Origin of the sequence: Pseudoxanthomonas sacheonensis, assembly GCF_010093305.1 — a bacterium.
Lineage (GTDB): Bacteria > Pseudomonadota > Gammaproteobacteria > Xanthomonadales > Xanthomonadaceae > Pseudoxanthomonas_A > Pseudoxanthomonas_A sacheonensis.
In genome coordinates this window covers 52,717-64,907 of sequence record NZ_PDWS01000018.1, presented here as the reverse complement: position 1 = coordinate 64,907, position 12,191 = coordinate 52,717, and the positions used below count along the sequence as shown (strand labels likewise).

Below are 12,191 nucleotides of genomic sequence, written 5' to 3'. Positions count from 1 at the left end.
AGGGGAGAAGGGAAAATCAGGTCGCCGCCGCTTTTACGGCTTCCGGCACCGGCACGCTCTTGCCGGTCTGCGTATCTATCCACACCATCACCACATTGCCGTCGGAATACAGCACGGACGCATCGGTCGAAGACGACATGCGATGGCCCATGGTCAGGCTGCTGTTGCCGATTTTTTCGATGAACAACTCCACCGCGATCTCGTTCGGCCATTCGATCGGTAGCCGGTAGTTGACGTTGCTGGCCACCAGCACCGGTGCGATGCGGTCCGACAACGACATGCCGGGAATGCCGGCAAGCCATTGCACGCGCGCTTCTTCCAGATAGCGCAGATACTGCGCGTTGTTGACATGGTTGAACGCATCCATGTCGCCCCAGCGCACGCTGATGACGACACGCGCGACCGGCCCACCCTGCAAGCCTGCCTGGCCGGTCACTTGGCCGCCTTCTTCTTCGTCGCTTTCTTTGCTGCGCTCGCCGCTGCCTTGGCATCCTTCGCCGCTTGCTTGAGTACCGATTTGCGCTGCGGCAGAACCGCGGGTTTGGCCAGCGCAGCCGGCTTCTCGCCCTTGGCGGCCTTCGACTTGGGCAGCAGTTTGGCCAGGAATTGCCCCGTGTACGACGCCGGGTGCGCGGCGATCTGTTCGGGCGTGCCGGTGGCCAGGATCTGTCCGCCGCGGTGGCCGCCTTCCGGGCCCAGGTCCACCACCCAGTCCGCGGTCTTGATCACGTCCAGATTGTGTTCGATCACCACGATGGTGTTGCCGTCGTCGCGCAGCTTGTGCAGCACCGCCAGCAGATGCTCGATATCGTGGAAGTGCAGGCCGGTGGTCGGCTCGTCCAGGATGTACAGCGTGCGCCCGGTATCGCGGCGCGACAGTTCCTTGGACAGCTTCACGCGCTGCGCTTCGCCGCCGGACAGCGTGGTCGCGCTCTGGCCCAGCTTGATGTAGCTCAGGCCCACGTCGATCAGGGTTTCCAGCTTGCGGGCCAGCGCGGGCACGGGTTCGAACAGCTTCAGCGCGTCCTCGACCGTCATCTCCAGGATGTCGCTGATGTTGTGGCCCTTGTAGGTGATCTCCAGTGTCTCGCGGTTGTAGCGCTTGCCGTGGCAAACGTCGCAAGGCACGTACACATCGGGCAGGAAGTGCATCTCGACCTTGATCAGGCCGTCGCCCTGGCAGGCTTCGCAACGGCCGCCGCGCACGTTGAAGCTGAAGCGCCCCGGCGAATAGCCGCGCGCGCGCGATTCGGGCACCTGCGCGAACAGCTCGCGCAAGGGCGTGAACAAGCCGGTGTAGGTCGCCGGGTTGGAACGCGGCGTGCGTCCGATCGGCGATTGGTCGATGTCCACGACCTTGTCGAACAGATCCAGGCCTTCCACCTCGCGGTACGGCGCCGGCTTGTGCGAAGCGCCGTTGATCTCGTTGGCCGCCAGCGTGTACAGCGTGTCGTTGATCAGTGTGGACTTGCCGGAACCGGATACGCCGGTGATGCAGGTGAACAGGCCCGCGGCGATATCCAGATCCACTTCCTTGAGATTGTTGCCGCTGGCGCCTCGCAGATGCAAAGTCATCTTCGGGTTCGGCTTGTGGCGCAAGGTCGGGATCTCGATGCGGCGCTTGCCCGACAGGAACTGTCCGGTCAGCGAGCGCGGCGCCTTCAGGATGTCGGCCAGCTGTCCTTCGGCCACGATCTCGCCGCCGTGCACGCCAGCATAGGGCCCGATATCGAGGATGTAATCGGCGGCGCGGATAGCATCCTCATCGTGTTCCACCACGATCACCGTATTGCCCAGATCGCGCAGGCGGGTCAGCGTGCCCAGCAGGCGCTCGTTGTCGCGCTGGTGCAGGCCGATGCTGGGTTCGTCCAGCACGTACATCACGCCCACCAGTCCGGCACCGATCTGCGACGCCAGACGGATGCGCTGCGCTTCGCCACCGGAGAGCGTGTCGGCCTTGCGTTCCAGAGTCAGGTAGTCGAGTCCCACATCGACCAGGAAACCGAGGCGTTCGCCGATCTCCTTGACGATCTTGGTCGCGATCTCGCCACGCCAGCCCGGCAGCGAGAGCTTGCGGAAGAACGCCAGCGCTTCGTCGACCGGCAGCACCACCAATTCCGGTAATGCGCGGTCGGCGACGAATACGTTGCGCGCCGAACGGTTCAGGCGCGCACCGCCGCAGTCCGGGCAGGGCTGATCGCTGATGTACTTGGCCAGTTCCTCGCGCACCGCCGCCGATTCGGTTTCGCGATAACGGCGATCCAGATTCGGCACGATGCCTTCGAACTTGTGCTTGCGCTGGTTGCGCCCGCCCGAATCGGTCAGATAAGTGAAGGTGATCAGCTCGCTGCCGCTGCCGTACAGCACGGCCTGGCGCACGCTTTCGGGCAGCGATTGCCACGGTGCGTCCACGTCGAACCGGTAGTGCTTGGCCAGCGATGCGATCAGCTGGAAGTAGTAGGCGTTGCGCCGGTCCCAGCCGCGCACCGCGCCTGCGGAAAGCGAGAGTTCCGGGTGCACCACCACCCGCGCCGGATCGAAGAACTGGGCCACGCCCAGGCCGTCGCAGGTCGGGCAGGCGCCGACCGGCGAGTTGAACGAGAACAGGCGCGGTTCCAGCTCCGGCAGCGAGTAATCGCAGACCGGGCAGCTGTATTTGGACGAAAACAGCAGCGGCGCGGCGTCGGCGTTGTCCAGCGATTGCACCGAAGCCATGCCGTCGCCCAGCTTGAGCGCGGTCTCGAAACTTTCGGCCAGACGCTGCTTGATGTCCTCGCGCGGTTTGAAGCGGTCGATCACCGCCTCGATGGTGTGTTTCTGGCGCAGGGCGAGCGCCGGCACCGCGTCGATCTCGTAAAGCTCGCCATCCACGCGCACGCGCACGTAGCCCTGCGCGCGCAACTGGTCGAAGACCTGGGCGTGTTCGCCCTTGCGCTCGCGGATCACCGGCGCCAGCATCATGTAGCGCTGCTCTCCATCGAGCGCGAGCACCTGGTCCACCATCTGGCTGACGGTCTGCGCCTCCAGCGGATAGCCGTGGTCCGGGCAGCGCGGCAGGCCCACCCGCGCATACAGCAGGCGCAGGTAGTCGTAGATCTCGGTGATGGTGCCGACCGTGGAGCGGGGGTTGTGCGAGGTCGATTTCTGTTCGATCGAGATCGCCGGCGACAGGCCCTCGATGTGGTCCACATCGGGCTTCTCCATCACGCTCAGGAACTGGCGCGCGTAGGCCGACAGCGACTCCACGTAGCGGCGCTGTCCTTCGGCATAGATGGTGTCGAAGGCGAGCGACGACTTGCCCGACCCGGACAGGCCGGTGATCACGATCAGCTTGTCTCGCGGCAGGTCGAGATCGATATTCTTGAGGTTATGCGTCCGCGCGCCGCGAATGCGGATGAAGTCCATGGCCATCGGGTGGGGGATCCGGTCAGCGAACAGGGAAGCGTAGCGATCCCTCGATCTGGGGGCAAATGCCCATATTAAAAGGCGGTCTGGCCGCGCCGGGCGGTGGCGGACAAGAAGATGGACGGGTCGTGGGAGCGGCGTCCCGCCGCGAGCTCTCAACGGGGCGCCGACTCCCTCGGAGTCTGCAGGAGGCCGGTGGAAGCTCGCGGCGGGACGCCGCTCCCGCCCCAAAGGGGTCCGGAAGACTGGAATGTTGACCCTAACCTGCTGAAAGGCTTACAATTCCGCTTCTGTCCGCCCTCGATGGCGGCAGGGTCAATAAAATAACTACAGAAGGAAACACCCATGTACGCAGTTCTAGTCACCGGCGGTAAGCAATACCGCGTGATGACGGGCGAAACGATTCGCGTCGAGAAGCTCGAAACCGAAGCCGGCAAGGAGATCAAGTTCGACCAGATCCTGATGCTGGGCGACGGCGAGGGCGTCAAGCTCGGCGACGCGCTGAAAGGCGCTTCGGTCACCGCTACCGTCAAGTCCCATGGTCGCGCCGACAAGGTGCGCATCATCAAGTTCCGCCGCCGCAAGCACCACAAGAAGCAGATGGGCCACCGGCAGCACTACACCGAAATCGAAATCACCGGCATCGCCGGTGGTGACAGCAAGTAAGGAGATAAGTCATGGCACATAAAAAGGGCGTAGGCTCCTCGCGCAACGGCCGCGACTCCAATCCGAAGATGCTGGGCGTCAAGATCTACGGCGGCCAGGCCATCGACGCAGGCAACATCATCGTGCGCCAGCGCGGCACCGAGTTCCATCCGGGTCCGGGCGTGGGTCTGGGCCGCGACCACACGCTGTTCGCGCTGGTCGACGGCAAGGTCGAGTTCTCGGTGAAGGGCGCCAAAAAGCGCCGCACCGTGAGCGTCGTCGCCGAGGCGTAAGCTTTCGCGGCAACGAGCGAATGGCCCCGCCGCGTGCGGGGCTTTTCGTTTCTTGCCTGGTAGTCTCGACAATCAAGTGCCAACGCAATAAATCGATTGTCATCAAATCGATCGTCATCCCAGCGAAAGCTGGGATCCATCTTGATCTTGATTTTGGCTTTACGCCCTGCGAACTCAGAGCAAAGTCAAAATGGATCCCAGCTTTCGCTGGGATGACGACTTCAAACTTCCTGGCTGTTTTCTAGACCTCCTGTCGAACCAATCCTTATGAAACTCGTAGACGAAGCAGAAATTGATGTCATAGCCGGCAATGGCGGCGACGGCTGCATCGGCTTCCGTCGCGAGAAGTTCATTCCGCTGGGCGGGCCGGACGGCGGCGATGGCGGCAACGGCGGCAGCGTGTGGATCGAGGCCGACGAGAACATCAGCACCCTGGTCGACTTCCGCCACCAGCGCATCTTCAAGGCCCAGCGCGGCGAGAACGGCATGGGCCAGCAGCGCTACGGCAAGGGCGGCGACGACCTGGTGATCACCGTGCCGGTGGGCACGGCCATCACCAACGTCGGCACCGACGAATTGATCGGCGACCTGACCCGGCACGGCGACCGCCTGCTGGTGGCCAAGGGCGGCAAGGGCGGCCTGGGCAACATGCATTTCAAGAGTTCGGTGACGCGCTCGCCGCGCCGGGCCACGCCGGGCGAAGAGGGCGAGGCGCGCACGCTGAAGATGGAGCTGAAGCTGCTGGCCGATGTGGGTCTGCTGGGCTTCCCCAACGCCGGCAAGAGCACTTTCATCCGGGCCGTGTCGGCGGCGACGCCCAAGGTCGCGGACTATCCGTTCACCACCCTGTATCCCAATCTGGGCGTGGTCAGCGTGGAAGCCCACCGCAGCTTCGTGATCGCCGATATTCCCGGGCTGATCCAGGGCGCTGCCGACGGCGCGGGCCTGGGCGCGATGTTCCTGCGCCACCTGCAGCGCACCCGCCTGCTGCTGCATCTGGTGGACATGGCGCCGATGGAGGGCGGGGTGGAGATCTCCCCGGCCGAGCAGGTCCGCGCGATCGAACAAGAGTTGGAAAAGCACGATCCCGAGCTGCTGCAGAAGCCGCGCTGGCTGGTGCTGAACAAGGCCGACCTGATGTTCGAGGACGAGGCCGCCACCCGTGCCGCCGAAGTGATCGCCGAGCTGGGCTGGACCCAGCCCTGGTACGTGACCTCCGCCGTTTCGCGCGAAGGCACCTGGCCGATCATGAAGGACGTGATGGCCTTCTTCGACCGTCTCAAAGAGGACGAGCAGGAAGCGCGCGATGCCGGCTGAGCAGGCGCGCAGGGCGGGCACTGCCCGCCGAGGCTTTACGCGAAATGCAAGGCCAAGGCGGGCAGTGCCCGCCCTGCGCATTGCCCATTCGGCAACAAAAAACCCGGCCGGAGCCGGGTTTTTTGGTGCTGCGGATCGCTGCGTATCAGGCGGCTTGCAGGGCCTTGATGCGGGCGGTCAGGCGGCTCTTGTGGCGGGCGGCCTTGTTCTTGTGGATCAGACCGCGCGCGCTGAAGCGGTCCAGGATCGGCTGAGCCACGGCGAAAGCAGCCTGGGCGCCGGCGGCGTCGTTGGCGTCCAGCGCCTTGAGCACTTTCTTGACGGCGGTGCGCAGCATCGAACGCTGGCCGGTATTGCGCATATTGCGCACGACGGCCTGCTTGGCGCGCTTCTTGGCGGACTTGATATTTGCCACGGTGGGTATCCTAGGAAATCGTTGGGTGGAGCGGTAATGGGCGGAATGCGGAAAAACGAACGCGAAATTATGGGGTATTCAAGGACTTGGGTCAACCCGGGGGGAGCCCCTCCATGAGCGGCAAGGGTCTGCTGCGTTCCACGGCCGTTTTCAGCTCCATGACCTTCCTGTCCCGGCTGTCCGGGCTGGTCAGGGACCAGATCTACGCGGCGGTTTTCGGGGCCGGGCCGGCCATGGACGCCTTCGTGGTGGCCTTCCGCATCCCCAACTTCATGCGGCGGCTGTCGGCGGAAGGGTCGTTTTCCATGGCTTTCGTGCCAGTGCTGGCCGAATACAAGGCCAGGGGCGACCAGCGGGCGGTGAAAGACCTGGTGGACCGGGTCGCCGGCACGCTCACTGCGGCCCTGCTGGTGCTGACCGCGGTCGCGGTCCTGGCGGCGCCCTGGGTCATGCGTCTGTTCGCCCCGGGGTTCGAGGTAGGCAGCGAGCAGGCCCGACTGGCGACGGAAATGCTGCGGATCACTTTCCCGTACGCGCTGTTCATCTCTTTGGCCTCGCTGGTCGGCGGCATTCTCAACACCTACGGGAGGTTCGCGATACCGGCGCTGTCCCCGGTACTGATGAACGTCTCGATGATCGCGGCCGCGCTGTGGCTGACCCCGTTGATGCCGCGCTTGGGGCTGGATCCCATTCTCGCCCTGGCCTGGGGTGTCTTCGCCGCCGGCATCCTGCAGTTGGCGTTCCAGTTGCCGTCGCTGGCAAAGCTGGGTCTGCTGCCGACTCCTCGTTGGGGTGCGGCCGACGCGGGCGTGCGCAAGATCATGAAGTTGATGGTGCCGACCTTGTTCGGCTCATCCGTCGCACAGGTGAACTTGTTGCTCAACACCCTGATGGCTTCGTTCCTGGTGGGCGGCAGCGTTACCTGGCTCTACTACAGCGACCGCTTGCTGGAATTCCCCCTGGGCATGTTCGGCGTCGCCATCGGCACGGTGATCCTGCCGCACTTGTCCAGCCGTCACGCTTCCACCGATCCGGCGGGCTTCTCGAAGGGCCTGGACTGGGGATTCAGGCTCTGCCTGTTGATCGGCATTCCGGCATGCATCGGCCTGGTGATGTGCGCGCAGCCGCTGATGTCGACCTTGTTCCAGTATCGCGAGTTCGATGCGGTGGATACCCGCATGAGCAGCCTCAGCCTGATGACCCAATCGATGGCGGTGCCGGCGTTCCTGCTGGTCAAAGTGCTGGCTCCGGCTTTTTATTCGCGACAGGACACCCGTACCCCGGTCAAGGCGGCCGTGGTCTCGGTGGTCGCCAACGCCCTGTTCACCGCATTGCTGTTCGCGTCCGTGCTGGCCTTCACCGATGCTGGCCAGGTTGCGCTGGCCAAAAGCGGCGGCAGGTGGTTCGCAGCTCTGGAACACTTGCCCGGCATGCACGCCCTGCTCGCGCTGGCCATCGCCTTGGCAGGATGGCTGAACGCACTGCAGCTGTGGTGGTACCTGCGGCGAGCGGCGGTGTACGAGGTGCAGCCCGGATGGAGGAAATTCATCCGCCAGATCGTCGTCGCCAGTCTGGCCATGATCCTGGTGCTGACAGCGCTTCTGTGGCTCTGGCAGGACTGGACGCCATGGTCCTGGTGGCAGCGGGGCTGGCGCCTGGCGGTTCTTGTCGGATCCGGTGGCGCTGTCTACGGTGCCTTGCTGTGGCTGCAGGGCATCCGTCCCCACGACCTGCGCGGACATTGAGTTGCGGCTGCCCGGCTATACTTCATGGTGATGAGCAGGCTGTTTCGTGACGTCGATGGTGGGGCGTTGTTCCCGCACGGTAGCGTGGTCTGCATCGGCGCCTTCGACGGTCTGCACCTGGGCCATCGGACGCTGGTGCGCCACGCCGTCGCCCGTGCCCGCGATTTGTCCTTGCCGGCGGTGGCGCTGAGCTTCGAGCCGCTGCCGCGCGAGTTCTTTTCCCGCGACCTGCCGCCGCCGCGCCTGACCCTGGCGCGCGGCAAGTACCGGGGCCTGCGCGACCTGGGCGCGGACAGCGTCGGCCTGCTGCGCTTCGACGCCCGCCTGTCGGCCATGGGCGCGGAGGAGTTCGTGCGCAGCCTGCTGGTCGGCCGGCTGGAAGCGCGCGAGGTCTGGATCGGTCCGGATTTCCGTTTCGGCCATCGGCGCGGCGGCGATCTGCCCCTGCTGAAACAGATGGGCCGCGAACTCGGCTTTTCCGCGAACGAAATCGAGCCGGTGCTGCTGCAGGGCGAACGCGTTTCCAGCACCCGTATCCGCGAGGCCCTGCGTAGCGGCGACTTCACCGACGCCTCGCGTCTGCTGGGCCGCGCTTATTCGATCGGCGGACGCGTGGTGCGCGGCAAGCAGCTGGGCCGCACGCTGGGTTTCCCCACCGCCAATCTGCGCTTTCCGAAAGTGCCGGCGCTTTCCGGCATCTACGCGACCTGGGTGCATGGAGTGGGCGAGCGCCCCCATGCGTCGGTGTCCAGTTTCGGCACGCGTCCCACCGTCGACGGCGTAGAACCTCTGTTGGAAGCGCACTTGTTCGATTTCGACGGCGATCTGTACGGGCGCCATATCGAAGTCGAATTCGTCGCCAAGCTGCGCGACGAACTCAAATTCCCCGATCTACCCTCACTGACCGAGCAGATGCAACGCGACGCCGGAACCGCGCGCCGCCTCCTTTCCGAACAACGACTACGAGCGACCGCGTGACCCAGGATTACAAAGCAACGCTGCACCTGCCCGCCACGGAATTCCCGATGCGCGGCGACCTGCCCAAGCGCGAACCGCAGACCCTGGCGCGCTGGGAGGCCGACGGCCTGTACGCGCAACTGCGGGCCAACGCCAAGGGCCGGCCATTGTTCGTGCTGCACGACGGCCCGCCCTACGCCAACGGCGCCATCCACCTGGGCCATGCGGTCAACAAGATCCTCAAGGACATCATCGTCAAATCGAAGTACGTGGCGGGTTTCGACGCGCCGTACGTGCCGGGCTGGGATTGCCATGGCCTGCCGATCGAGATCGCAGTGGAGAAAAAGCACGGCAAGGTCGGCGTGAAACTCGACGCGGCGCAGTTCCGTGAAAAATGCCGCGAGTTCGCCAACGAACAGATCGACCTCCAGCGCCGCGACTTCAAGCGCCTGGGCGTGATCGGCGATTGGGAAAACCCCTACCTCACGCTCAATTTCAAGTTCGAAGCCGACGAAATCCGCGCGCTGGCCAAGATCGTGGCCAACGGCCATCTGCTGCGCGGCGCCAAGCCCGTGCATTGGTGTTTCGATTGCGGCTCGGCGCTGGCCGAAGCGGAGATCGAATACCAGGACAAGGTGTCGCCCGCAGTGGATGTCGCCTACACCGTGCGCGATGTCAAGGCATTGGCCGCGGCGTTCGACGTGACCGTGCCGGAAGGGGTGGAAGTGGCGGTGCCGATCTGGACCACCACGCCCTGGACGCTTCCCGCCTCCCTAGCTGTGTCGCTGGGTCCGGACCTGGATTACGCGCTGGTCGAAGGGCCGGCGCACAACGGCCAGCGGCGCTGGCTGGTGGTCGCCGAAGCGCTCGCCGCGCGTGCGCTGCAGCGTTATGGTGTCGCCGACCCGGTGACGCATGCGCACGCCAAGGGCAGCGCGCTGGAAGGCGTGGTGTTGAAGCATCCCTTCTATGCCGAACGCGAGATCCCGGTGATCCTGGGCGACCACGTCTCCGCCGAAGACGGCACCGGCGCCGTGCACACCGCACCGGGCCATGGCCAGGAAGATTTCGTGGTAGGCCAGAAATACGGCCTGATCGAACGCTACAGCGCGGCGCAGATGAATCCGGTGGACGGCCGCGGGGTGTACCTGCCGTCCACGCCGCCTGCCGGCGAAGTCGCGCTGGCGGGAATGCATATCTGGAAAGCCAACGACGCCATCGTCGAAGCGCTGCGCGAAAGCGGCGCGCTGCTCGCCTTCCACAAGCTTGAGCACAGCTATCCGCACTGCTGGCGCCACCGCACGCCGGTGGTGTTCCGGGCCACGCCGCAATGGTTCATCTCGATGGAGCAGGCCCACCTGCGCCGCGACGCGCTGGCTGCTATCAAGCACGTGAAGTGGTATCCCACCTGGGGCGAGGCGCGCATCGCAGGCATGGTCGAAGGCAGGCCCGACTGGTGCATCAGCCGCCAGCGCACCTGGGGCGTGCCGATCACATTGTTCGTGCACCGCGAAACCGGCGAACCGCATCCGCGCACGGTGGAGCTGATGCGCGCCGTAGCCGACAAAGTGGAGCAGGGCGGTGTGGACGTCTGGTATGCGCTGGATGCCGCCGAACTGCTGGGCGAGGAAGCCAAGGACTACGAGAAGACCACCGACATCCTGGATGTGTGGTTCGATTCCGGCGTCACCCATGAAGGCGTGCTGCTGGATCGCGGCTTCGGCAAGCCGGCCGATCTGTATCTAGAAGGTTCGGACCAGCATCGCGGCTGGTTCCAGTCTTCGCTGCTCACCGGCGTGGCGATCGACAAACACGCGCCTTACCGGCAGTGCCTCACCCACGGTTTCACCGTGGACGAGAACGGCCGCAAGATGTCCAAGTCGCTGGGCAACGGAATCGAGCCGCAGGACATCATGAAGACGCTGGGCGCGGACATCCTGCGCCTGTGGATAGCCTCGGCCGACTACAGCAACGAGATGTCGCTGTCGCAGGAAATCCTGAAGCGCAACGCCGACGCCTATCGCCGCCTGCGCAACACGGCGCGTTTTTTGCTGAGCAATCTGGATGGTTTCGTTCCCGCACGCGATCTGGTGGCGCCCGCGGACATGGTGGCGCTGGATCGCTGGGTCGTGCATCGCGCCTTCGAAGTGCAGCAGAAGATCGTCGCGGCTTACGAGCGCTACGACTTTGCCGAAATCGTGCAGACCCTGCTCAATTTCTGCAGCGTCGATCTGGGCTCGCTGTACCTGGACGTGACCAAGGACCGCCTGTACACCATGCGGGAAGATTCGCGCGGCCGCCGTTCGGCGCAGAGCGCGATGTTCCATATCCTGGAAGCGTTCACGCGCTGGGTCGCGCCGATCCTCAGCTTCACCGCCGACGAAATCTGGGGCTTCCTGCCGGGCGAACGCGCGGCCAACGTGCTGTTCACCACCTGGTACGACGGCCTGGCGCCTTTGCCTGCGGATGCGCCTTTGTCGGCGGAAGACTTCGACAAGCTGCTGGCGCTGCGCGAGCAGATGGCCAAGGTGCTGGAACCGATGCGCGCCAACGGCGTGATCGGCGCGGCGCTTGACGCGGAAATCGCGGTGTCGGCGAATGCGGAAACGGCCGTCAAATGGCAGCCGCTTGCCGAAGAACTGCGCTTCCTGTTCATCAGCGGCGACGTCACCGTCTCGGCAGTCAACGCAGACGAGGTGTTCGTGCTGGCGCAACCGAGCACCAAGGCCAAGTGCGTGCGTTGCTGGCACCATCGCGCCGACGTCGGTGTGGATGCGCGGCACCCGGAGCTGTGCGGCCGCTGCGTCTCCAATATCGAAGGTCCGGGCGAAGACAGGAAGTGGTTCTGATCTTGCGTTTCCTTCTCCCGGTGGGAGAAGGGAACAAACGAAGGCGTCGTCCCACATGTCCAATCACCCCAAACCCAGCGCCCTCACCTGGCTGATCCTGTCCATCGTCGTCATCGCTCTGGACCAGCTGAGCAAAGCCTGGGTGCTGGCGAAGCTGCCGGAATACACCGCCATCCCGGTTATCGAAGGTTTCTGGAACTGGTACCGCACCTACAACACCGGGGCTGCGTTCAGTTTTCTGAGCGATGCGGGCGGCTGGCAGATCTGGTTCTTCACGATCCTCGCTGTCGCCATCAGCGGCCTGCTGGGATTCTGGCTGTCGCGCACGGCGCGCGGGGACTGGCGTCAGGCAGTGCCCTACGCGCTGGTGATCGGCGGAGCGCTGGGCAACGTCATCGACCGCCTGATGCACGGGCACGTCGTCGATTTCATCCAGTGGCACTGGCGCGAGCACTACTGGCCGGCCTTCAATCTGGCCGATTCGGCCATCGTCGCGGGTGCCGTCGGCATCGCTTTGTTCGGCCTTTTTGACGGCAAGCGCAAGGCCAAAGGTCCATAATCGAGC

General features: G+C 64.7%; 10 protein-coding genes. 7 read left to right on the top strand and 3 right to left on the bottom strand.

Features of this window, described 5'->3' with window-relative positions; genetic code table 11:
- Positions 1 to 16 precede the first annotated feature (16 nt).
- Together CSC73_RS14615 and uvrA are read right to left on the bottom strand one after the other, a co-directional pair.
- Entirely contained in the window at positions 17 to 418 is a 402-nt protein-coding gene (locus tag CSC73_RS14615; RefSeq protein WP_281352933.1) for an acyl-CoA thioesterase, read from the bottom strand.
- 14 nt (positions 419 to 432) lie between these two features.
- Entirely contained in the window at positions 433 to 3,411 is a 2,979-nt protein-coding gene (gene uvrA, locus CSC73_RS14610; protein ID WP_163841604.1) for an excinuclease ABC subunit UvrA, read from the bottom strand.
- Between the two features lie 339 nt (positions 3,412 to 3,750).
- On the opposite strand from uvrA, the gene rplU reads away from it, so the two are divergent.
- The 3 genes from rplU to obgE all read left to right on the top strand — a co-directional run bounded on the left by rplU (position 3,751) and on the right by obgE (position 5,660).
- Positions 3,751 to 4,071, top strand: coding sequence for a 50S ribosomal protein L21 (rplU, locus tag CSC73_RS14605; protein ID WP_093281073.1), 321 nt, complete (start codon positions 3,751 to 3,753; stop codon positions 4,069 to 4,071).
- 11 nt (positions 4,072 to 4,082) lie between these two features.
- Positions 4,083 to 4,343: a 50S ribosomal protein L27 gene (gene rpmA, locus CSC73_RS14600; RefSeq protein ID WP_093281069.1), complete on the top strand. Its 261-nt coding sequence runs from the start codon at positions 4,083 to 4,085 to the stop codon at positions 4,341 to 4,343.
- A gap of 267 nt (positions 4,344 to 4,610) precedes the next feature.
- Positions 4,611 to 5,660, top strand: a complete 1,050-nt coding sequence (obgE, locus tag CSC73_RS14595) for a GTPase ObgE (RefSeq protein WP_163841601.1) — start codon at positions 4,611 to 4,613, stop codon at positions 5,658 to 5,660.
- Positions 5,661 to 5,805: 145 nt separating this feature from the next.
- Here the strand turns inward: obgE and rpsT are convergent, their stop codons facing one another.
- Entirely contained in the window at positions 5,806 to 6,075 is a 270-nt protein-coding gene (gene rpsT, locus CSC73_RS14590) for a 30S ribosomal protein S20 (protein WP_163841599.1), read from the bottom strand.
- Positions 6,076 to 6,188: 113 nt separating this feature from the next.
- Here rpsT and murJ point away from each other — a divergent pair, with 113 nt between their 5' ends.
- Genes murJ through lspA form a run of 4 tightly spaced genes read left to right on the top strand, consistent with a single transcriptional unit; the run spans position 6,189 to position 12,185 of the window.
- A complete protein-coding gene (murJ, locus tag CSC73_RS14585; RefSeq protein WP_163841596.1) occupies positions 6,189 to 7,820 on the top strand; it encodes a murein biosynthesis integral membrane protein MurJ in 1,632 nt (543 codons plus the stop codon).
- Between the two features lie 30 nt (positions 7,821 to 7,850).
- Positions 7,851 to 8,798, top strand: a complete 948-nt coding sequence (locus tag CSC73_RS14580; protein ID WP_163841689.1) for a bifunctional riboflavin kinase/FAD synthetase — start codon at positions 7,851 to 7,853, stop codon at positions 8,796 to 8,798.
- Positions 8,795 to 11,626, top strand: a complete 2,832-nt coding sequence (ileS, locus tag CSC73_RS14575; protein ID WP_163841594.1) for an isoleucine--tRNA ligase — start codon at positions 8,795 to 8,797, stop codon at positions 11,624 to 11,626. Before CSC73_RS14580 ends, ileS begins: the two co-directional genes overlap by 4 nt.
- 55 nt (positions 11,627 to 11,681) lie before the next feature.
- Positions 11,682 to 12,185 (top strand): signal peptidase II, encoded by a 504-nt coding sequence (gene lspA / locus CSC73_RS14570; RefSeq protein ID WP_163841591.1) that lies wholly within the window; start codon positions 11,682 to 11,684, stop codon positions 12,183 to 12,185.
- The last annotated feature ends 6 nt before the right edge of the window (positions 12,186 to 12,191 follow it).